The sequence below is a fragment of the Amphritea sp. HPY genome (assembly GCF_050870985.1).
Lineage (GTDB): Bacteria > Pseudomonadota > Gammaproteobacteria > Pseudomonadales > Balneatricaceae > Amphritea.
Genome location: NZ_CP194015.1, coordinates 4,356,245 through 4,377,106 on the forward strand (window position 1 = coordinate 4,356,245; position 20,862 = coordinate 4,377,106).

Below are 20,862 nucleotides of genomic sequence, written 5' to 3' on the forward strand. Positions count from 1 at the left end.
AAGATTCTTCAGACGAAAAAAGGGCTCATACGAGCCCTTTTTTGTAGCTATAGAACAGGATCAGGTGGTCTGTTGGATCTCAGAGCTGATGAGTTCTCCTTCGTCGCTGTTATCTACTGGTTGAGCCTCTGGTGCAGGTACATAGTCTGACTTTGAAATCATCGAACTAAGCAAGCCTACTATCATCAGTACCATCACAACCGAGAAAGGTAATGCCGCAGCGATTGAGGCTGCCTGCAATGCTTTGAGGCCGCCTGCCAACAATAGAACAGCAGCAACAGCGCCGACAGTCAGGCCCCAGATAACCCGGAATCTCACGGGTGGGTTATCGTTACCCATTGATAGTAAGGTACAGATAACCAGGGTTCCTGAATCTGCAGACGTTACAAACCAGGTCAGGATCATCAGTGTTGCCAATGCGGCCATGGCATAGCTGGCCCACTCGACATTGAGTGCTTCGATGGTGACATAAAGCGCTGTGGTGAGGTTGTTGTTGACCGCCTCTACGATACCGCCATTACCATACAGTTCCATATGCAGGGCAGTGCCGCCGAACAGTGCCAGCCACAGGAAGCTAACCAGGCAAGGTACTAAAATAACTCCTAGCAAGAACTCACGTACGGTACGGCCACGGGAGATGCGGGCAATGAACAAGCCAACAAAAGGTGCCCATGAGATATACCAGCCCCAGTAAAAAACTGTCCACCAGCCCTGCCATTGGCTATCAGGCTTAGGATCAGCCCAGAAGCCCATCTGAACCATATTGGCTAAATAATCACCGACACTGGTGACATAGAAGCCTAACAGGAAGATAGTCGGTCCGGCGAAGAGGAAAAAGGCCAGCAGGATAACGGTCAGCTTGACGTTGAACTCACTGAGAATACGGATGCCTTTTTGGACACCGGATACCGCAGAAAAGGTTGCGACGACGGAAATTACAGCGATCAGCAGCACCTGATTAACGACAGATATCTCCATATCGAACAGGTAATTAAGTCCGGCATTCATTTGAGAGACGCCGAGGCCTAGTGAAGTAGCAACACCGAAAATAGTGGCAAATACTCCGAGCAGATCGACAGCGTGGCCGATCGGACCGTAAATTTTATCGCCCAGAATCGGATAGAGAGATGAGCGAATTGTCAGCGGCAGGCCTTTACGATAGGCGAAGTAAGCCATCGCCAGACCAGCTACCGCGTAGATCGCCCAACCGTGGAAGCCCCAATGGAAGAAAGAGATTCGCATTGCCACCTGCGCGGCTTCTGCGCTTTGTGCCTCAATTCCTGCCATTGTAATAAAAGGATTGCCCTGAAAGTGATAGATAGGCTCGGCAATACTCCAGAACAGCATTGCGATACCCATTCCGGCACCAAACAGCATGGCAAACCATGAGAAGAAACTGAACTGAGGCCTTTCGTCATCGGCGCCCAGGCGCAAATTTCCCAGGCGGCTGAAAGTCAGCCACAGGCAGAGAAAGAAGAACACCGAGATAAGGCTGACGTAATACCAGTTGAGGGTCGTTTGAATCCAGTTTTTGACGTCGGCATATACGCCACCGGCAAAATCGACATTGAGTATGGTAAACAGCAGGAAGGCCGCCACCATCGCTTTTGCGAGTATCCCCATAGAAGGATTGATACCGGAGAATATTCCGGACTCGGCAATATTTGATTTATTTTTATATTGCATATTTTCTCCCGATAACAAGGAGGCGGTCGGCTAAGAGACATGCATTGCAAGTGCAAATTCAGATGATTGAAAAACCTGGATTTAAAGCCTGAACTCTAAACTGCTGGTTTTAAAATCACTGACGCCAGCCTGGCAGCAAGTGACCGTTCTTCTCGAAATCGTAATTTATTATTTTAATTAATTTATTGAGAAAAAGAGACTTATTTATCTGATGCGCTAACAAGCGCTCAAACCGCTCTATTCTGATTTTCAGCCAGCTACGACATATCAGAGCGATTAAGTTAGCAAAGCCATCAGCCTGCATCCCAATTCAAATTTCACAACTGACATTAGAAAAATTAATGCCGCGATGAATAGCGACAATAAAAGTCTGTTATTGCTAATTCTGGTTTACAGAGGGGGACCGAAGATTACAGAAAATAACTCGCATCATTTGTTTAAGTTGTTGAAATAAAACAAGTTGTTTCTTGTTCTTATGCCGGTCTTGGAGTGTTATTAAAAAAATGTCATGAGCTCAGCTAATGATGAGCGTGGAATTTGAATTGGGTTTATTAATTCTTCCTTGATAGATTTCGTTGACAGTCAGCTACGACTATGAATCACAAGCGATTCAATCAGAGATACATTCTTCTTATGACGAGAAGTAATACGGCATAAAAATCGCCTGATCCGGCGACCGATGCACAAATACAATAAGAGATTCGGAGAACAATAATGTCCCTGATTGCAACAGACCAAACACTCAGCGGTAGTTTTGATGCCTTTAAAGAGTCGGGCCCCCTGAAGACCGGGTTGCCGCCATCAGCCTATACCGATGAAAAATTCTGGGAAGCAGAAAAAGCCAAATTGTTTCCTGCGTCCTGGGTCTTAGTGGGCTTTGCCCATGAGATGGCCAAATCCGGCGACACAGTCCCAGTGACGGTCGGCGACAGTCCGCTGATTCTGGTACGTAATCAGGATGGCAGTATCAAGGCGTTCCATAATGTCTGCCGCCACCGTTGCTTGAAGCTGGTTGATAGCCCGCAGAATGTCGGACGACTGCTTAAATGTCCTTACCATGCCTGGGCCTATGGCCTCGATGGCGCACTGCGTAGCACGCCTTATTTCGGTGGCGAGGAACCTAATTCGGTACCGGAGGGCTTTGATCCACAGGAACATGGCCTTAAAGAGGTTCAGTGTGCAGTCTGGTACGACTGGATTTTCGTTAACGTCAGTGGCGATGCGCAACCTTTCGATGAATTTGTCGCGCCATTGAAGAACCGCCTTGATGGCCTGGATTTTGAAAAGGCCAAACTGGTCGGCGTGATCGACCTGGGGATAGTTGATACCAACTGGAAGTTCCTGATGGAGAACTTTATCGAGCCATACCATGTGCAGTTCGTGCACTCCTCCACCACAGATCAGCCTTTGATTGATCATTACATTGTCGACGATGGCCACTGCCAGGGCAGTGCGGTCGATCTGGATGATGAAAACGAAGGCGGTGATGGCAGTGGTAATACCCTGGCGGTCAGCTCCCGGTATCTGACGCTGTTTCCTACCTTTGTATTCGGCCGTTATTTTCCGGATCAGATGGGAGTTCACCTTAATATTCCGGTCGGCCCGGGGAAGACCCTGCAACGTCGCGCTATTTACATGACCGATGGTACTGAACTCGATACGGAAAGCGCTGAAAAACTGAAGCAGCTGTGGATCGATGTGCACAAAGAAGATCATGAGGTCTGCATTCGATTACAGGAAGGCCGTAAGTCTACTGTTGCCGATGGCGGTGTGTTGTCGACCCACTGGGAAAGCAGTGTGCGCAATTTCCAGGAGCAGGTTCTGGAAGCGGTGAGCAAATAATAAAGCCAAATCGGGGGGCTGTCAGGCCCCCTTAGATCGATTTTGTCGGGCTGTATAAGGTCGGCACTTTTTACAAGTAGGGTGAGCAATGTCTGATACAAATAATATCCGTTTCCGTCTGGATCATACAATGATCCGGGTCTGTAATCTGGAAAAGTCACTGGATTTTTATACCCGACTTCTGGGTATGGAAGTTTTGCGCAACACCGATTATCCGGAAGGCCGCTTTACCAATGTCTTCATCGGTTTCGGTCCTGAAAATATCACCACTACGCTGGAACTGACCCATAACTGGGATCAGCCAGAGCCTTATGAGAAAGGTAAAGCCTACGGACATCTGGCGTTCAACGTCGAGAGTGTTGTCGAGGCCATGGCCTATCTGGAAAGCGAAGGTGTAACGATTCGCAGCCCGGCAAAGCCGATGAATCACGGCACCCGTATGCTGGGTTTTGTTGAAGACCCTGATGGTTACGTAATCGAGCTGAACGAACCCGTTAATTCTTAAGTTTTTATGTTGTAGCAACAGTATCCGGAACCCCGGAGGGTTTGCTGCTGCTGAAATAACTGTTCCATGCTAATAAATCCAATAAAGGAAGCAATATTATGCCAACTCCAACGCTGTTTAAGTTTACAGATATCGAACACCGTTATCACGAGCTGCAACCAGGCGGTACTTACATTAAGCCATGCGTCACTACTAAGGTAAGTGAATCTATGGCCGGTGGCGTTAACTTTCTGAACAACATCTCCGTACCCTGGAACCTGGAAGTTGATGAGATCGTGTTCGTTAAAGAGGGCAACTTTCGCCTGATCGCCGATGGCGTTTCTTACCAGTGCGCCGAAGGCGATGTGCTGTATATGCCCAAGGGCATGGATGTTAAGTATGAGTGCGATGAGCGTTGCATTATTTTCTATGCGGTTTACCCGGTCGACTGGAAGCAGAAGCTGGGCATCACCGAAGTACCAGGTATTGATCCGGAAGATATGTAAGCCTCCCTTGTGATCAACACAGGACCGGTTATCCGGTCCTGACGATCGCCGGACAGTCATTGCACCAGATATGTCCGGCCGGTCGTTATTATCAGTTCCCTAAAGCTACCCGATCAGAATATCGCCTGACTGTTACACCTAAAAAAACTCCTGAAAATAACTACCATAATAATTGAGGAGGTCAGCCATGACATCCCAGAACATTACCACCCGCGTTACCGCCGTTGAGCAGGTAGCCAAAAATGTTCATGCTTATACTTTAGCCTGCGATGACCGGTCGGTTCTGCCGGAGTTCAGCGCCGGTGCGCATATCGATCTGTTACTGGATAATGGTCTGATCCGACAATACTCCCTGTGTAGCGACCCGGCCCACCTTCATGAATACCAGGTGGCAGTGTTGTTGGAAGACGACGGTCGCGGCGGTTCCGCCTGGATTCATAAATATCTGCAACAAGACAGCGAACTACAGATCCACGCGCCGCGTAATCACTTTGAACTCAATGAAAGTGCGGATAATTACCTGCTGATTGCCGGTGGTATTGGTATTACGCCGATAATGCTGATGGCAACGCGACTACAGCAGCTGAATAAACCTTTTACCCTGCACTACCTGAGCCGTACTCCTGAACAGGCCGCTTTTGCCGAACAACTCAGCCAGCAGCTGGGCGACCGGATTCAGTGTCACTATAGTTACGGTGACAGCAACAAACGCCTGAATATTAATGAACTGTTCGGTGCACAACAGCAAAACACCGAAGTCTATACCTGCGGCTCAGAGCCGCTGCTGCAATCGATTCTCGATGCGGCTGAAGATAAAACCAATATCAAAGTCATTTATGAGCGTTTTTCCGCGGCGCCAATCGACGAGTCAGCTGTTAACGGCAGTTTCGAAGTCGAGCTGGCAAACAGTGGCAAAGTGATCGAGATCCAGCCGGAACAGAGCATTCTGGAAGTGCTCAGAGCCGAAGGACATCAGATCGAAACCATGTGTGAAGAGGGCTTGTGCGGTAGCTGTGAAGTCGGCCTGCTTGAGGGCGAAGCTGATCATCGCGACAGTGTTCTCACCGCAGAAGAACAAGCCGAACAGAGCGTACTAATGGTCTGTTGTTCCCGCGCTAATTCTACCCGGCTCAAACTTGATCTCTGAGTCGAGAGCTCTATATGTAAGGCCTTTGCACAGGGTGTAACACAAAGTCAGCAGTGCAAAGACATACAGCTAATCAATACAAAAAAGATAATAAAAACAATACGGTATATGCTATGAATACAGAGTCCTCCCTTTTGGGGAAACCCGAAATTATACAGTTCAGTTGCTTGTCCGATAATTATTGCAGCCTGATTCATGATTCCGTAAGTGGTCAGACCGCTATTATCGATACTCCGGATGCAGCTGAAATCATTCGGCAGTTAGAGGCCAGAAACTGGCAGTTAAGCCATATCTTAACCACCCATCATCACTGGGATCATATCGATGGTCACCTCGAGCTGAAGCAGCGTTACAACTGCGAAGTAATTGGTTCTGAAGTCAATGGCGATATTATTCCGGGAATCGATCGCGCGGTTGAACATGGCGATCAGATCCAGCTCGGCGAACTAGTGATTGAGGTATTATCAACGCCAGGACATACCCTGGGGCATATTGTCTATTGGGTGCCATCCTTAGACGCGGTGTTTGTTGGTGATACCCTGTTTTCGATGGGATGTGGTCGTCTGTTTGAAGGCTCTCCACAGGATATGTGGCAGAGTATTCAGAAACTTCGAGACTTACCGCCCACGACCGCTATCTATTGTGGTCATGAATATACCCAGTCCAATGCCCGCTTTGCACTCTCACTGGAACCGGATAATATCGCGCTGCAACAGCGAGTCGCTGAAGTTGATAGGCTTCGTGCAGAGAACTTACCTACAGTGCCTACCTATGTGCAGCAGGAGCTTTTGACTAACCCCTTTATGCGTGCCGATCAGCCTGAACTTCAGCAGCAACTGAATATGCTGGGTTATCCGGCAGACCAGGTGTTTGCTGAAATTCGCCAGCAAAAAGACCAGGCGTAAACGCCTCTGATGGTGTTGGATATGTCTGTATTGAAGCGCTGCATAGAGGGGTGATGTCATGCTTAAACCTGAACTGGACGGCAGTTACCGGCTGTCATTTTTACTATTACCCGGTTATTCAATGGCCTCGCTGCAAGCGGCGATAGATCCTTTGCGTCTGGCCAACGAGATTACAGGCCAGTCACCTTATAACTGGGAACTGCTCAGCCCGGATAGCAAAGAGGTGGTGGCCAGTAACGGTCTGGCTCTGTCTGCAAAGGACTATCAGCACAGTAAGCCTGGTAACCTGTTTATCTGTAGTGGTGCGCGGCCATGGCAATATAGTAATCCGGCCCTGCTGTGGTGGTTACGCATGCTGTATAAGCAGAATACAGTCTTTGGCGGTATCGATACCGGTAGCTATCTACTGGCAGAGGCTAAGTTATTGAATAAAGGCCCGGTCAGTATTCATTGGCAAGCCGCGGCCGGATTTAGCAAACGTTATCCACAACTGGAGATCAGTCGGTCGCAGTTTGAAATTGCGACCGGTTGCATCAGTTGTGCGGGAGGCTTCGCGGTTAGCAGTCTGATGCTACATATGATCGAGCAGCACTTCAGCTCGGCAGTGGTTGAATCGATAGCCAGCCATCTTATGATCCCTGAACGCCAACCCAGTGTTTCAGAAGAAGATATTATTCAGCTCCATGAACCGCGCCTGTATAAAGTACTGAAGCTGATGCAGATCAGTATCAGTACGCCGCTCAGTTCGATGGAGCTTGCTGATAAGGCGCATGTTTCAGTGCGCCATCTGGAGCGTTTGTTTAAGCGCCATCTGCATACTACTCCTGCTAACTATTATCTGAAAATCCGGCTCGAGCATGCCCATCAGCTGATCCATAATTCGCCTCTGGATATCGGAGAAATAGCCGCTGTGTGTGGTTTCAGTTCAAGTCCGCATTTTTCCCGCACCTATAGCCGGTTTTTCGGTATCGGGCCAAAACGGGATCGGATGGATGCGATCGTAATCGAGCGGCCGCCGCAATCACTCTGCCAGCGCTGAGCGGACTTCGCGCTGACGGGATACAAGAATAATGACTGCGGCAATGAATACCAGCCCGGCGCCGATGATCTCTTCTGTGGTGACATTCTCGTTTAACAGTAACCAGGCTAAAAACAGGGTTGAGCCTATCTCTGTTGTGGTTAAAACCGCGACATCAGTGGCGCGTCTCATCAGGCGGGTACCGGCCATCAGTAAACTGAATGATAGCAGTGTGCTGACCAGGCAAAGGCCAAACGCCGCACCATAACCGACGTAACTATCAGGTAGCTCAGCCTGGCCTGCCAGGGCCGGGACAGATAAGCAGATAAGCGCTCCGGTGGTGACCCAGCTTAAAGATTCAAATGGTTTTTTATGTACCAGAAAATGATTGCTGAGCATGATATAGGCGCCGTAACAGGCGCCTGCAATCAGGCCACAGGTTATTCCCCATAAAGGCAGAGCGCTGTCGGTATCAACGCTGATATAGATACCGATCATGGCAAAGATGATGGCATTAAACTTCATCAGCGAAACGGATTCCTGACGCAGTAATACTGAAAAGAAGAAAATATAGACCGGAAACAGAAAGAACAACAACGTCGCTAAGCCTACGGATAGCTGACTCAGGGCAAAGAAATAACACAGAGCGCCGGTCGATAGAACCACCCCTATCAACAGTGGTGACAGCCACCCCTGAGTGCTGGCACGCCAGGTAATCAGCTGTAACAGTATCGCGGCCAGCAGAAACCTGAGCCACAGCAAGCCGACAGCGTTAGCGCCGTCAGCGTATGCAAGGTGGCCAAAGACCGGTTGAAAAGCGAAGCATATCGTCGCCGCAACAACCAGTAATACGCCTTTGAAATAGTCTGTATCATCCGTCACTGTTGTTTGCCCGCTACATTGATAAAGATCAAAATTAAGCTGTTTTTCTGGTTAACAACAGTGCTAAATACTCATGCCAAATTAGTCTGGCTAATAGTGTTCTGAGTGCATGTGGATAGGTTTAATATCTGCAAATCAAACCCTGAATTAAAACCCGTAAATAAGGCCTGAACAGCGTTATGCGATTACTGAAATCGACTATTCACCCGGAACTTCAAGCGATCAGCGGCAGCGTTTTTACGCGCCAGGCGGCGCGCGGTATTATCCTTGATGGCGAGCAGATTTTATTGCTCTATACCGAACGTTATCATGACTATACTTTGCCGGGTGGTGGTATTGATGAGGGTGAAGAGCTGCGGGCCGGATTGATTCGTGAACTTCAGGAAGAGACCGGCGCTAAAAATATCAGACATATACAGGGTTTTGGTTTGTATGAAGAATACCGGCCCTGGCATAAGCACAGCTACGACATAGTGCATATGGAGTCCTATTGCTTTCGCTGCACTATTGACGAAGAGCTAGGTGCCACCGGGTTCGAAAGCCACGAAATAGAAAATGGAATGAAGCCGGTGTGGATCAATATTCACGATGCCATCGCCCATAATGAAGAGACCATGGCAACCAGCGAGAAGAAAGGAATGTCGATTGAGCGGGAAACCTTTTTATTGAAGCTGATAGTGGAAGAGTTATTAGCTTGAATTTGCACGCGCCTGATAGCTATAAAACAGCAGAGCCAGAATAACTACAGCACTACCCAGAAACGTCATTTCACTGGGTTCTTCACCTAAGCCAATCCACACCCACACCGGTGCAATTATTGATTCTAATAACAGAAATAAGCTGACTTCGGTTGCACTGATATAGCGCGGTGCAATTTGTAACAGAACAAAGCCGATCGGCATGGCAATCGCCGCAGAGACAAACATAGCCCCGATCTCTTCATGGCGGGCAATCACTGTATCGGTATCCAGCCAACCAAAAGCAAGGATAATCAGCCCTCCGAAGATCAGTCCCGGTGTAATATCCCGTGGCGCGAATCGACGCGCCCAATTGAAATTCAGCGCCATGAATAGGGCACAACCAATTGCCATCAGGTTACCCGTTAAGCTGTTTACTCCTGTATCGTCGCTGACAATGATCGCCATACCAAGCAACGTCATTGCAATAGTCAGCCCCACGGTTAAGCTAACCTGTTCCTTCAACCAAAACCATGCAATTACTGCTGCAAATACAGGTGCTGTGCTGATAATCATCATTGCCGCAGCAGCACCCGTTTGCTGCAATGCCTGGGTATAGAAATAGGTATTCATAGCGAAAAAGAAGCCGCTAACCAGCCCTGGCCATCCTGCAGAAACGATTGCGCGCAATGCCTTCGTGCGATGACGAAGCAATACGATCAAAGCAAAACCCAGCGAAAAGAATACGCCACGCCAAAGCAACACTTCACTATGATCGATAGCCACCCAGCGTAAAATCAGGGCGTCAGGGGTCAGTAATAGCGCGCCGACCAGGCTATATAGCATGCCTGTCGTGCGAACAGGCAGACCTTGTCCTTGTCGTAGCCCCATAGCAAATCTGGCCATAGTAAATCAGCCCCATAGTAATCTTGTATAAAGGAAGTTGAAGATAGATACGCGCTGATAAAGCCCATCAGGCAATTACAAAAATGGCCCTGCCAAGCAGAGCCATTGTCGGTTATACGTAAGCAGGGATGTTATCGGGTAATCACCGGCAGTGTTGGCCATGCCCGCTTATGCAGCATCTCGCAGCCATTCTCGGTAATCAGGATATTTTCTTCGTGAACCATCATCTTTCCAGGCGCAAAGGTCATTCCCGGCTCAAGCGTCATGATCATCCCGGCCTGCAGGATCACATCGCCGCCTTCAACGTTGGATGGCCATTCTGTCAGTTGCATCCCCAGGCCATGGCCCATTCGGCCGACACTGTTACCCAGCGCACCGGCATCTTCCAGTACCGACCACATCGCTTGCCAGACATCACCGGTGGTGCGCCCCGGAGCTGCGATATTCAGGCCTGCCTCGGTGGAGGCGTAAACTGCTTCATAGGCATCATGAGTGGCTTTATCGACCTCGCCAAAGGCGAAGTTGCGGTCATAATCGCTGAAATAACCGTCGAAGTTTGCACCGGTATCAATAATCAGCACATCGCCTTCGCCGAGACGCCGGTCTGTTGGTCCCATGATGATATCGTCGTATCCTCCCTGGCCTGATGCCGAAATCAAATAGGGGCATGCATCGGCGCCTAAACGCAGCATTTCCAGATGCATCGCTTTACAAGCTTCACGCTCTGTCATACCGGCTTGCAGGTTGTCCAGCAGGAAGTCAAAACCGGCTGCGGTAACATCACAGGCAAAGCGAATCTTGGCAATTTCGGCGGCGGATTTAACACTACGCAGATCACGGACGATCTCGCTGACATCGACCATCTGATGCTGGCTTAAACAGTTTTGCAGGGCCTGATAATTTGCCGCAGGCATGCGTAAATGCGTTTCCGGGCCAAGCATTGCGCCGATGCGTCGGGAGCTTTTTGAGGCTTCGGCGAGAGTCTCTGCTAACAGCGTTACACCGTCATCTTCAGGGCGCGGTGCCGGCCAGCTGCGCACGTCTTCGATCCAGGTTTCTGCAAAGCCGGCAACGCCGATTCCCGGCACTACGGCTATTGGTTTTCCCTGCGAAGGTACTACCAGGAACCAGGGGCGCGTCGGGCTTTCCCAGAACTGTGATTTGAAACCGCTGAAATAACGGAACTCAGGCTCGGTAGAAAAAAATACAGCATCGATTTGCTGAGTAGCCATCAGACGTTGCAATTTTTCAGTACGCGCTGCAAATTCATCGTGTTCAAAGCCGCGTGGCGGAGCCATCAGTAGATCAGTCATAATATTTTCCAGTTTCTTTTTAGCCTGTTGCTTTGTTTTCCATTCAGTCGACAAATGCCAGGTCTCTTAACAATAGGGCAATATCCGGGAAGAAGATCAACAACGCCGACATAAAGAACAGGATCAGAATGAACGGCAAAGTCCCCCTGATAACTTCCATATAGGGCCTATTGAAGATCGCGATCGCGGTAAAAATATCGCAGCCGAACGGCGGTGTCGCTGAACCGATGGCCATCTGCAGGGTGATCATCACGCCGACTAAGACAGGATCGAGGCCAACTGAGGCGACGATAGGCACGAAGATCGGTGTCAGGATAACCAGGACGACCAGGGAGTCGACAAACATGCAGCCGACAAAAAAGCTCAGGGCGATCACGAACAGGATGTATTCCTTGGATGCATCTTCCAGGTTCAGTGGCGCTAACAGTTCCTGCGGAATCTGTTCAAACGAGATATACCACGAGAACGCCTGGCCCATACCCACAAGAATGAATACTACGGCAGTAATGAGGCCGGTGCTTAAAGCGGCATCGACGATGTCTTTGTATTTCAGTTCACGATAGATCACACACTCTACGATGATGGCATAGAGCACTGAAAATGATGCCGCTTCGGTGGGCGTCACCGCCCCCGAATAGATACCGCCGACTATAAGCGCAGGGAAGCCCAGCGGCAGCAGGGCTTTCTTAATAGCCTGCAGCTTCTCTTTGGTCGAGGTTTTATCCACCAGGGCGATACTGTCGCCCTGATACACGCTATAAATGTAGCAATAAGCGGAGAACAGAATTGCGAGCAATATCCCCGGGCCGATACCCGCAATGAACAACTCACCAACACTGGTATTTGCCAGTGTGCCGTAGAGGATCAGGCCGATACTAGGCGGAATCAAAAAGGCAATATCGCTGGCGTTGATGATCAGCGCCATGACAAAGCTATCCTTATAGCCTGCCTGCAGTAGTTTGGGGCGCATGATCTGGCCGACAGAAACTACAGTTGCCTGGGTCGAACCCGACACCGAACCAAATAGTGTACAGCTGATACAGGCTGTAATCGGCAGTCCACCACGCAGGTGTCCCACGAATGCTTCGATCAACCCCAGCAGGTTATGTGCAGTATGTCCGCGGGTCATAATATCAGCAGCAAGAATAAACATCGGTACTGCGATCAGGGCATTTGGCGAGATGCCGGTGACCATCTGCTGAATGATCACCCCGGTATCTATACCGGAGAAATGCACCAGGCCGATCAAAGCGCCTACTGCTAAAGGCACCACCATTGGGAAACTGAGAAACAGCAGGATGACCATCGCCGCGACGAGGGTAAAAGTAACAACGTAGATATCCAGTTCACCGGCTACGATGTCAGAAAAAAACTCAATAAACGAACTCATAATATTCCACCGGCAATCATATCGGTTAGCTATCAATTACTTCGTGCGATAAGTAGATCTCTTTATGCGTAATGTTCATAAAGAAGGCGATCAGATATTGCAGCCCGGCGATACTCAGCCCCACCGGGATAATGGAATAGATAATGTATACGGGGAACTGCAGTGCCGGACTTAAGCGGTTGAGATCTTTTATTTCAATAACATAGAAGATCGCTTTATAGGCCAGATAGAACATTAACAGTCCGGTAGTAATTGAAATTACCGTGGAAATCACTTTTTTCGCTGCGTAACTTAAAGAGTCATACACCGCTGTCATGCGTATGTTACGGCCTTTTCGGACGGCATACGCGAAACCGATAAAGGTGACTGCCACGATCAAAAACTGGTTAAGTTCTTCGGAAAAGAACAAGCTCTTACCAAAAACATATCGCCCGATGGCATTGGCTGTGGAGTTGACCATCATCAGCAGTATTGAAAAGAACACGACAAATTTCTCTATCGATTCAGTGAAACTACTGATGCTGTTGAATATATTTTTCATAAGAACACACCTTCAAAGCCACGTACTTGATTGTGACTTTTTTACGTTAATGACTCAGTAAGCACAGGCCTGATCAGGCCTACGCTTACTGATGATCAATAAATAATTAAGACGCGTCCTTAACTTCCTGAATCAGGCTTTGTAAGATTTTCTTAGCGCCTTCACGAGCGGCAACTTTATCGGCGCTGTCGTAGGCATTCTCAACAACATCATAGTAAGTCTCGTGCAGCGTAGAGCTCAGCTCCTTAAAGCGGGCGCGCTCTTCGGCATTCAGGGTCACCACTTTCATGTCAGGGCGCTCGGCCATGATTTTGTCCATGTTTTCCTGATTAATGCGTAGCTGGTAGTCATGGGCGGCCTGTTCAGCAGCGGCGATCGCTTTCTGCACCATCGTCTGCTTCTCAGCGCTCAGGCCTTTGTACCACTCGCTATTGGTAGATACTGTACCTACGTATGGTTGCTGGCCCGGGACCATCAGATAATCCTGAACTTCGTGCCACTTGGCGTTATAGACAAAGTAGATAGGGTTAACCATGCCGTCGACTGTTTTCAGCTGCAGTGCGCCGTATACTTCACCCCAGGATAGCGGCGTTGGCGTAGCTCCGAATGCTTTATAGGTTTCAACCGGAATCGTTGAAGTGAAGGTACGAATCTTCTGACCGGCAAAATCTTCAGGGCTGCGAATTGCTTTGTTTGCGCCCCACACCATTTCACCCTCTGAAATCATGGTTAACAGCTTCAGGTTTACGTTTTCGAAACGATCAGCCAGATCGTTGTAAATAGTCTTACTGCCGGTCAGTACCTTACGTACCACATCGGTATCGGTTCCCATCACGTAAGGTACGCTGAGTGCCTGTACTTCAGGGACATAAGAACCCAGATGACCGGTACCTACGGATACGAACTGTACTGTTCCTTTCGCAGTGAGTTCTACGATATCGTTCTCGGTGCCCAACTGGCCGTAATAGTAGACCTTGACGCGAATATCGCCGTCAGATTCTTGCTTAATCGTATCGGCAAAGGTCTGGGCGAAGATATCCTGCACGTCTTTCTTATCTTCTTCAGAAGCGAACTTCCAGGTTTCGGCGCTAACACCGAAGCTGATACCCATTGCTAACAAGGCTGCTAAAAGCTTTTTCATGGTACGTTCCTCAAATTTTATTTTTAGAGTTAAGGTAAGGTTTAAGTAATTATTTCAATTGATCACACACCAACTGCACCCAGTACTGTGCACCATGTCCCAGGATACGGTCGTTAAAGTCGTATTCAGGGTTGTGCAATGCACAGCCGCCAACAGACTCAACTCCGTTACCCAGAAGCGCGTAGCAGCCTGGTTTTACACGTAGCATGCTGGAAAAATCTTCTGAAATAGTGAGAGGTAAACAGTTAGCCTCGACATTCTCACGGCCCAGAACGGCTTCGGCCGCCTGGATTGCGTGCTCAGTCTGTGCCGGACTGTTTACGGTGGGGTAAAAAGTATTCACAAAGGTGAATTGGTACTGCGCACCGGCTGCCTGGCAAATACCGGCAACGATACGCTCCATGCTCTGTTCAATTTTCGCCAGGCTGTCCTCAGTGAAACAGCGACAATCACCCTTAATTGTTACCTGGGAAGGAATCACGTTTACGGTACCGTTAGTCAGAAACTCGGTAGCTGATACCACGGCGGTTTCTTCAATCGCACTCAGGTTTCTTGAAACGATTGTTTGCAATGCTAAAACAATCTGCGAGCCCACAACAATAGGATCAATTCCGCGATGCGGCATAGCGGCGTGACCACCGACACCCTCGATCACAATTTCGAAACTGCTCTCACTGGCCATCAGGGAGCCAGGGCGGACAGTGAAATTACCTTCTGGCAAGCCAGGCATATTGTGCAGGCCGTATACGGCATCAATCTGAAAACGCTCGAACAGACCATCATCAATCATCGCCTGTGCGCCCTGACCATGTTCCTCATCGGGTTGGAAAATAAAGTGCACCGAGCCATTAAAGCCTTTGTTTTTGGCTAAATAACTGGCGGCACCCAGCAACATTGCCGAATGACCATCATGGCCGCAGGCATGCATTTTTCCATCGTGTCGGGAGCGGTGATCAAAGTCATTTTGCTCATGGATAAACAGGGCGTCCATATCAGCACGTAAACCAATGCTGGCACTGCCATCACCACAACGTAAAACACCAACAACGCCTTGCTGACCAACATTACGGGTGACCTCGATGCCAAAGCTCTCGAGTTTGTCGGCAATGAAATCGGCGGTCAGTGGCAAATCAAATCCACATTCGGGAAAACGATGCATATGACGACGCCATTCGGTCATCTGAGCAATCAACTGTGGGTTTAAAGACATTATTTAATCTCCAAAAACTTATTATTTCGCAGGCTACGCAGCGTTATGGCTTAACTGTTCGCGCAGTAATGCGCCAAAACCGAATACGGAGCTGGGGTAGTTCACCAGCTGCAAGCTATGCCACGCTAATGCCTGATTACTGCTAACGACCGGGATATTCAAACGTTGCTCAATATCATCAAGTACTAACGATGCCCTTAAGGCGGTACAGGAGATAAACATCAGGTCGGCTTCAGGGTCACAGCTGGCGACTGCTGCATCGGCAATATCTTGCGGAGTGATATAGGTCATCGCGGTATCATCCTCGAATCCGAAACCGGCAATGTTTAAGACCTCATAACCCTGGGCGCTGAAAAACTCGGCGACTTCACGGTTCACGGCCTCGGTATAAGGGGTCAGGATTGATATCCGTTTGGCCTCAAACCGCTGAAAAGCAGATAGTGCTGCGGTTACAGGATTAGTGACGGGGACCCCCGGGCGCGTCTGGTGGACTAATTCGGTAATGCGCTCTACGCCGATAGCAACCGTGCCGGAAGTACAGGCATAAATGATAGCGTCGAGATCGGTGCCAGGCAGGATTGTATCGGCTGTCGCACTGATGCCTGGAGCCATGCTGCGCAGGTTTTCAATTGTTAGCGGATTTACATTGCGAACCCGGCTTGTGAAAAACTGCACATCATCCGGATACATCCGTTGCAGGTCGGCTTCGATGTTGAAGTCCGTGGCCAGGGATATCACGCCGATGCGACCTGCAGGGGCAAGATATTCCAAGGGCTGCTGATGTGTAACAGTGGTCAATTTCATCATCGTGTCTCGTTGCTCAGACTTTGTATCCTGAGCTTTTTTTATTGTTGAGATGGTGAATAAGTTATTAATCAATAATACGGTGTTGGGATGCGGTAATTCATGTAATAGCCATTGCTTGGCGATGGTCTGCCGCGAAGTTGCTAAAAAAATGCAGGAATACACTACATAGTTGTTTGGGGCTGTACCTCCTGCAGGCAGAAGCCTCTATGATTAGTAGTAACTCTTATTAGTAGTAGCTCTTATTTATTAGTGCTCTTACTTAATAGAAACTTTGACGGTCACAGGTAGAAAACCTTATGAGTAGTACTCAAGCGGCAAATATTGATGGTTTCGATCGCAAGATTCTGGAGATCATTCAACAGTCCAACCGCACCACTTCAGATCAGATAGCGGAACAGGTCGGTTTATCTCCAGCCGCGGTGCAACGGCGAATGAAACGTATGCGTGAGCAGAATATCATTCAGTCGGATATTGCCGTGGTGAATCCTAAAGCGGTGGGTCGGGGCGTCACCCTGATAGTACAGGTAACACTGGAGAGGGAGCGCTTAGACTTGCTTGATACATTCAAAAAAGAGATGAAGGCCCATCCTGCCGTACAACAATGCTATTACGTTACCGGCAGTGCCGACTTTATTCTGTTGGTGACAGCTAAGGATATGGAAGACTATGAGGGATTTACCCGCGAGGTCTTCTTCGACAACCTCAACATCCGCAATTTCCAAACTAACGTAGTGATGGATGCTGTTAAGACGGGTCTTTCGGTGCCGGTTATTCTGGAAGAAAGCTAAGCGTAGCGTAGCTGCCCTTAATTGTTCGGTAAAAAAAGCCTCGCAAGTGCGAGGCTTTTTAACTTATCTGGTAGTACGAATATTAATCGTGCGCTTATAAATAGCGCGAATATTAGCTTACCAGCTGCTGATAAAGCTCAGGATCGGTTGCACCTTCGGTACCGATTACCAACACTTTACTCAGAGCATCCAGATTCAGGGCTTCGGCAAAGGGCTCTTGCTTACGGGCAATAACAGCCGCAGCCAGGCCTGGTACTGCTGACTCACCGGCTTCGATTGCCGGATCACTGCCATAACCTTTGGCAAGCAGGCGCATAGTTTCGGCAACTGCTTCTTCGCTCAACGTCATAAAATCGTCGGCACCATTGGACAGAATCTGCCAACCCAATGCAGAGACTTCACCGCAGGCTAAGCCGGCCATCAAAGTTTCAAGATCACCATCGACTACCACAGGTTCACCCGCTTTAGCGCTCATCTGCAAACAGTTTGCCTGTTCCGGTTCAACGATAATAAAGCGCGGACGACGCTCACCCCACAGGTCCCAGAAATAACCAGCAACTGCAGAAGCCAGACCACCGACACCGCCCTGAACAAAAACGTGGGTCGGAATATCATCGTTTAGCTGTTCTACGATTTCGGACAGCATTACGGTGTAGCCCAGGGCAACATCCTTCGGCACTTCCATATAGCCTTCATAGCTGGTGTCGGAAACGATGATACGGCCATTCGCTTTAGCGTCGGAATCAGCCTGACGTACCGATTCATCGTAATTTCCTGTAATACGAATTACTTCTGCGCCAAAGGCTTCCATTGCTTTCTTGCGACCTTCAGATACATCGCGGTGAATATAGATTACGCAACCGCAACCAAACATCTGCGCGCCCCAGGCGACGGAACGACCGTGGTTACCATCGGTTGCACAGCTGACAACAATTTCAGCGACCTCATCTTTCAAGCTGCCATTCAACAAATCAGCAATGGTTGGTCGTTCACCTAAACGTTGTTCCAGGACTTTTTGCAGCTGGCAAGCGACAGCGTATGCACCACCTAAAGCTTTAAAGCTTTTCAGGCCAAAGCGCTGAGACTCATCTTTGTACCAGATAGCACCAAGTCCGGCGTCTTTAGCCATCGCGGTCAATGAATGTAACGGAGTCACTGAATACGCAGGCCATGTCTTGATGTCTGCGATCGCCTCTGAAGCCTTGGCAACGCTGATCACATCGCGTTGCGTGTCAGAGTATAGGTTTTCACTGTTGGCTACAGGATTCGCAAAGTGGGTCAGAGTACCGTTCAGTTTACACATAGTTATCAATGCCTTTGGTTGTCACAGGGTCTGCCTGATGACCACTGAATCCGGTTTATGAGATAACCGGATTCAGCAGCGCTACTTAAGGCAGATCGCTATTCGTCTTAACTAATATTTCTAATCTGCATCAGATCAGAGGGTCCATAGCCTCTGCTGCTGGAATTTAGGGTTCCTGTTGCGAGGTAATGATTATGAAAAGTTTACGAGAAGACGTTGCGGCAGTTCTTTCTAATTGGCTCTCTGGGTAATGTATTTAATCTAAATTGGCAGAATAGTGACTTTTATCCTCACTGAGGTGCTGTTTCTTTCAAAATTGCACTTAGCCGGAATTTTGTTTCCGATAAAGTAGTGTTTTAACTAAGTAAGAGTTTCGCCAGATAGAACTGGAAAGTTTCGAGAAGGATCGTCTAGGTATTTGGGAGGACAAAACATTAGCTGGAAGAGGCGGGTAAGCTGAAAAAGTCAGGTATCGCGAGCTCTTCCTGATTACTTTAGGACTTGTTTAATCTCCTGTTGTTAATTCTTTGTGCTGCTGGCGGTATTCGCGGGGTGAAACTCCCAATTCTTTTTTAAACAGTCGACGTAGCGAACTGGCACTGTTGTAACCGACCCGTTCAACTAACTGTTCGATACCCAGGCTGGTGGTTTTCAGCAGCAGCTGGAGGTGTTGCAGGCGAATGTTTTGCAGATATTCCAATGGGCTGATGCCATGGGCTTTTTTGAAGCGGCGGGATAGCGTTCTGGCGCTGACACAGTGAAGCTCTGCCAGGGTCTGTATATCCAGAGGCTGGGATATATGCCGTTGCATCCAGCTTTCGATCGAGAGTATCAGTGCATCTTCATGCTGCGCCTGTTCCTGGGTAAACATATAGGGGCTGGCGTAGCTCTGAGTTGCATCGATGAGCATGGTTTTGGCGCAGGCCAGAGCCAGCTGCCGTCCGACCTGTTGTTCTACTATCTGTAGCATTACGCCCATGTTGGCGGTCATCGCGCCGGTGCAGAATGTTTGGGGGTTCTCTACCATCAGGGTTTCCGGGCGAAACTGAACATCCGGGTAGCGTTTCTGGAACAGCCCTGATAACCACCAGCCGGTCGTTGCCGCCTGAGAATTCAGGGCGCCGCTGTCAGCCAATAGAAAGACACCGCTACAGTTGGCAGTAATCATCGTGCCTTGTTGAAACTGCTGGCGCAGCCAGGCGCACTCGCGGCTCAGGCTCTGCAACTTATTGAGCAGGTCTTTACTATCGTAGTGATGAATCCCCGGAATTATGATCAGGTCAGCTTTTGGTGCTGTCGCCAGGGAGTAGTCTGCCAGTGTTCTGCTGCCATTGGACGCAGCGGTAATCTCGCCATCCAGGGATACCAGGCTGCATCTGTACAGCTCGCTGTTATCGCCGCGTTGCCGCCATAACGTGTTAACAACATTAAAGACATCGAATGTTGAGGCGATGCCGGATGACTGGTACCCGTCGAAGACTAATCCAAGGATCTGATACATGTTGGCTGATTACGCTCGTAATATGGCGGTAAAGTGACCGGTTATTCGTGTTTTTCGTTGCTAGCATGGCAGCCCTGTTCTGATAAATCAAAAGCATGAGGTGCGAACGATGAGTGATTCCCCGATTAGCCGCTATCCGGTTCCTGAGTTGAACTCACTGCCAGATGATGTTCGTGACCGGATATTGGCGGTGCATGAGAAAGCGGGATTTATTCCCAATGTGTTCCTGACACTGGCGCACCGTCCGGCCGAATTTCGAGCCTTCTTTAATTACCACGATGCAATTATGGAGCGCGAGGAGGGCACTCTGACCCCTGCCGAAAAAGAGATGATTATTGTTGCCACCAGTGCCCTGAATGGTTGTCAGTACTGCGTTATTGCCCATGGTGCTTTGCTGCGTGTGTTTGCCAAAGCGCCTAAGCTGGCAGACCAGATAGCGATTAATTACCTGCACGCCCCGATCAGCGAGCGGCAGAAAGCGATGCTGGAATTTGCCATTATGCTATCCCGTACCCCGGAGCAGGTTCAGCGCAGTCAATATGCGGCGCTGTATGAGCAGGGCTATACCGATGATGATATCTGGGATATTGCGGGTATCACCGCATTTTTCGGATTATCGAATCGGATGGCGATTGTCACTGAGATGCAGGCCAATGATGAGTTCTACACTCTGGCCAGGGTGCCCAGGTAAAAAATAGATAAAAAATAACAGAGTGATTCCGCCTGACTTACCCCCGAATGCTGTGGATAACTCTGTTTGTATTATGGGACTGGCTCTCTCGGAGGCCCCGCAGGGCCTCTTCTTGGGGAGTGGG

Annotated in this window: 20 protein-coding genes; 9 read left to right on the top strand and 11 right to left on the bottom strand. The window is 49.1% G+C overall.

Annotation, left to right across the window (positions count from 1 at the left end; genetic code table 11):
- Positions 1-60: 60 nt before the first annotated feature.
- Entirely contained in the window at positions 61-1,686 is a 1,626-nt protein-coding gene (locus ACQUQM_RS19325) for a BCCT family transporter (RefSeq protein WP_432471506.1), read from the bottom strand.
- A gap of 714 nt (positions 1,687-2,400) precedes the next feature.
- Here ACQUQM_RS19325 and ACQUQM_RS19330 point away from each other — a divergent pair.
- The 6 genes from ACQUQM_RS19330 (at position 2,401) to ACQUQM_RS19355 (ending at position 7,609) form a co-directional block, all read left to right on the top strand.
- Positions 2,401-3,528 (top strand): aromatic ring-hydroxylating oxygenase subunit alpha, encoded by a 1,128-nt coding sequence (locus ACQUQM_RS19330; RefSeq protein WP_432471507.1) that lies wholly within the window; start codon positions 2,401-2,403, stop codon positions 3,526-3,528.
- Positions 3,529-3,616: 88 nt separating this feature from the next.
- Complete coding sequence (gloA, locus tag ACQUQM_RS19335; RefSeq protein WP_432471508.1) at positions 3,617-4,033, top strand: lactoylglutathione lyase; 417 nt, start codon at positions 3,617-3,619, stop codon at positions 4,031-4,033.
- 98 nt (positions 4,034-4,131) lie between these two features.
- Positions 4,132-4,518, top strand: coding sequence for a cupin domain-containing protein (locus tag ACQUQM_RS19340; protein WP_432471509.1), 387 nt, complete (start codon positions 4,132-4,134; stop codon positions 4,516-4,518).
- Between the two features lie 187 nt (positions 4,519-4,705).
- Complete coding sequence (locus ACQUQM_RS19345) at positions 4,706-5,665, top strand: PDR/VanB family oxidoreductase (RefSeq protein ID WP_432471510.1); 960 nt, start codon at positions 4,706-4,708, stop codon at positions 5,663-5,665.
- Between the two features lie 113 nt (positions 5,666-5,778).
- The gene (gene gloB / locus ACQUQM_RS19350; protein ID WP_432471511.1) at positions 5,779-6,570 is read left to right on the top strand and encodes a hydroxyacylglutathione hydrolase; all 792 of its coding nucleotides are present in this window, start codon (positions 5,779-5,781) and stop codon (positions 6,568-6,570) included.
- A 58-nt stretch (positions 6,571-6,628) separates the two neighbouring features.
- Positions 6,629-7,609, top strand: coding sequence for a GlxA family transcriptional regulator (locus ACQUQM_RS19355; RefSeq protein ID WP_432471512.1), 981 nt, complete (start codon positions 6,629-6,631; stop codon positions 7,607-7,609).
- Here ACQUQM_RS19355 and ACQUQM_RS19360 read toward each other — a convergent pair.
- Positions 7,592-8,470, bottom strand: coding sequence for an EamA family transporter (locus ACQUQM_RS19360; RefSeq protein ID WP_432471513.1), 879 nt, complete (start codon positions 8,468-8,470; stop codon positions 7,592-7,594). The genes ACQUQM_RS19355 and ACQUQM_RS19360 overlap by 18 nt on opposite strands.
- 179 nt (positions 8,471-8,649) lie before the next feature.
- On the opposite strand from ACQUQM_RS19360, the gene ACQUQM_RS19365 reads away from it, so the two are divergent.
- A complete protein-coding gene (locus ACQUQM_RS19365; RefSeq protein WP_432471514.1) occupies positions 8,650-9,168 on the top strand; it encodes an NUDIX hydrolase in 519 nt (172 codons plus the stop codon).
- Here the strand turns inward: ACQUQM_RS19365 and ACQUQM_RS19370 are convergent.
- From ACQUQM_RS19370 to ACQUQM_RS19400, 7 genes are all read right to left on the bottom strand, one after another.
- Positions 9,160-10,053: a DMT family transporter gene (locus ACQUQM_RS19370; RefSeq protein ID WP_432471515.1), complete on the bottom strand. Its 894-nt coding sequence runs from the start codon at positions 10,051-10,053 to the stop codon at positions 9,160-9,162. The two genes, ACQUQM_RS19365 and ACQUQM_RS19370, sit on opposite strands and share 9 nt — an antisense overlap.
- Before the next feature lie 131 nt (positions 10,054-10,184).
- Complete coding sequence (locus ACQUQM_RS19375) at positions 10,185-11,366, bottom strand: M24 family metallopeptidase (protein ID WP_432471516.1); 1,182 nt, start codon at positions 11,364-11,366, stop codon at positions 10,185-10,187.
- 43 nt (positions 11,367-11,409) lie between these two features.
- The gene (locus ACQUQM_RS19380; protein WP_432471517.1) at positions 11,410-12,756 is read right to left on the bottom strand and encodes a TRAP transporter large permease; all 1,347 of its coding nucleotides are present in this window, start codon (positions 12,754-12,756) and stop codon (positions 11,410-11,412) included.
- Between the two features lie 25 nt (positions 12,757-12,781).
- Positions 12,782-13,297, bottom strand: a complete 516-nt coding sequence (locus tag ACQUQM_RS19385) for a TRAP transporter small permease (RefSeq protein WP_432471518.1) — start codon at positions 13,295-13,297, stop codon at positions 12,782-12,784.
- A gap of 106 nt (positions 13,298-13,403) precedes the next feature.
- Positions 13,404-14,438 carry a TRAP transporter substrate-binding protein DctP gene (gene dctP, locus ACQUQM_RS19390; protein ID WP_432471519.1) on the bottom strand — a complete coding sequence of 345 codons (1,035 nt, stop codon included), beginning with the start codon at positions 14,436-14,438 and terminating at the stop codon, positions 13,404-13,406.
- A 49-nt stretch (positions 14,439-14,487) separates the two neighbouring features.
- On the bottom strand, positions 14,488-15,648 hold the full coding sequence (locus tag ACQUQM_RS19395; protein ID WP_432471520.1) for a M20 aminoacylase family protein: 1,161 nt from the start codon (positions 15,646-15,648) through the stop codon (positions 14,488-14,490).
- 33 nt (positions 15,649-15,681) lie between these two features.
- Positions 15,682-16,455: a maleate cis-trans isomerase family protein gene (locus ACQUQM_RS19400; protein WP_432471521.1), complete on the bottom strand. Its 774-nt coding sequence runs from the start codon at positions 16,453-16,455 to the stop codon at positions 15,682-15,684.
- 296 nt (positions 16,456-16,751) lie between these two features.
- Here ACQUQM_RS19400 and ACQUQM_RS19405 point away from each other — a divergent pair, with 296 nt between their 5' ends.
- Complete coding sequence (locus ACQUQM_RS19405) at positions 16,752-17,243, top strand: Lrp/AsnC family transcriptional regulator (protein WP_432471522.1); 492 nt, start codon at positions 16,752-16,754, stop codon at positions 17,241-17,243.
- A 112-nt stretch (positions 17,244-17,355) separates the two neighbouring features.
- On the opposite strand, the gene ACQUQM_RS19410 is transcribed toward ACQUQM_RS19405, so the two are convergent.
- The gene (locus tag ACQUQM_RS19410; RefSeq protein WP_432471523.1) at positions 17,356-18,546 is read right to left on the bottom strand and encodes a diaminopropionate ammonia-lyase; all 1,191 of its coding nucleotides are present in this window, start codon (positions 18,544-18,546) and stop codon (positions 17,356-17,358) included.
- Positions 18,547-19,051: 505 nt separating this feature from the next.
- On the bottom strand, positions 19,052-20,047 hold the full coding sequence (locus tag ACQUQM_RS19415) for a GlxA family transcriptional regulator (RefSeq protein ID WP_432471524.1): 996 nt from the start codon (positions 20,045-20,047) through the stop codon (positions 19,052-19,054).
- 109 nt (positions 20,048-20,156) lie between these two features.
- Between ACQUQM_RS19415 and ACQUQM_RS19420 the strand changes: the two genes are divergently transcribed.
- Entirely contained in the window at positions 20,157-20,738 is a 582-nt protein-coding gene (locus ACQUQM_RS19420; RefSeq protein WP_432471525.1) for a peroxidase-related enzyme, read from the top strand.
- Positions 20,739-20,862 lie beyond the last annotated feature (124 nt).

What these genes read in the sequence shown, in the direction of transcription:
- ACQUQM_RS19345 (WP_432471510.1), top strand. Translation starts at nt 4,706, where the DNA reads ATGACATCCCAGAACATTACCACCCGCGTTACCGCCGTTGAGCAGGTA.
- ACQUQM_RS19380 (WP_432471517.1), bottom strand. Translation starts at nt 12,756, where the DNA reads ATGAGTTCGTTTATTGAGTTTTTTTCTGACATCGTAGCCGGTGAACTG.
- ACQUQM_RS19355 (WP_432471512.1), top strand. Translation starts at nt 6,629, where the DNA reads ATGCTTAAACCTGAACTGGACGGCAGTTACCGGCTGTCATTTTTACTA.
- ACQUQM_RS19375 (WP_432471516.1), bottom strand. Translation starts at nt 11,366, where the DNA reads ATGACTGATCTACTGATGGCTCCGCCACGCGGCTTTGAACACGATGAA.
- ACQUQM_RS19400 (WP_432471521.1), bottom strand. Translation starts at nt 16,455, where the DNA reads ATGATGAAATTGACCACTGTTACACATCAGCAGCCCTTGGAATATCTT.
- ACQUQM_RS19410 (WP_432471523.1), bottom strand. Translation starts at nt 18,546, where the DNA reads ATGTGTAAACTGAACGGTACTCTGACCCACTTTGCGAATCCTGTAGCC.
- ACQUQM_RS19395 (WP_432471520.1), bottom strand. Translation starts at nt 15,648, where the DNA reads ATGTCTTTAAACCCACAGTTGATTGCTCAGATGACCGAATGGCGTCGT.
- ACQUQM_RS19385 (WP_432471518.1), bottom strand. Translation starts at nt 13,297, where the DNA reads ATGAAAAATATATTCAACAGCATCAGTAGTTTCACTGAATCGATAGAG.
- ACQUQM_RS19370 (WP_432471515.1), bottom strand. Translation starts at nt 10,053, where the DNA reads ATGGCCAGATTTGCTATGGGGCTACGACAAGGACAAGGTCTGCCTGTT.
- ACQUQM_RS19325 (WP_432471506.1), bottom strand. Translation starts at nt 1,686, where the DNA reads ATGCAATATAAAAATAAATCAAATATTGCCGAGTCCGGAATATTCTCC.
- ACQUQM_RS19330 (WP_432471507.1), top strand. Translation starts at nt 2,401, where the DNA reads ATGTCCCTGATTGCAACAGACCAAACACTCAGCGGTAGTTTTGATGCC.
- ACQUQM_RS19405 (WP_432471522.1), top strand. Translation starts at nt 16,752, where the DNA reads ATGAGTAGTACTCAAGCGGCAAATATTGATGGTTTCGATCGCAAGATT.
- dctP (WP_432471519.1), bottom strand. Translation starts at nt 14,438, where the DNA reads ATGAAAAAGCTTTTAGCAGCCTTGTTAGCAATGGGTATCAGCTTCGGT.
- ACQUQM_RS19420 (WP_432471525.1), top strand. Translation starts at nt 20,157, where the DNA reads ATGAGTGATTCCCCGATTAGCCGCTATCCGGTTCCTGAGTTGAACTCA.
- gloA (WP_432471508.1), top strand. Translation starts at nt 3,617, where the DNA reads ATGTCTGATACAAATAATATCCGTTTCCGTCTGGATCATACAATGATC.
- gloB (WP_432471511.1), top strand. Translation starts at nt 5,779, where the DNA reads ATGAATACAGAGTCCTCCCTTTTGGGGAAACCCGAAATTATACAGTTC.
- ACQUQM_RS19340 (WP_432471509.1), top strand. Translation starts at nt 4,132, where the DNA reads ATGCCAACTCCAACGCTGTTTAAGTTTACAGATATCGAACACCGTTAT.
- ACQUQM_RS19365 (WP_432471514.1), top strand. Translation starts at nt 8,650, where the DNA reads ATGCGATTACTGAAATCGACTATTCACCCGGAACTTCAAGCGATCAGC.
- ACQUQM_RS19415 (WP_432471524.1), bottom strand. Translation starts at nt 20,047, where the DNA reads ATGTATCAGATCCTTGGATTAGTCTTCGACGGGTACCAGTCATCCGGC.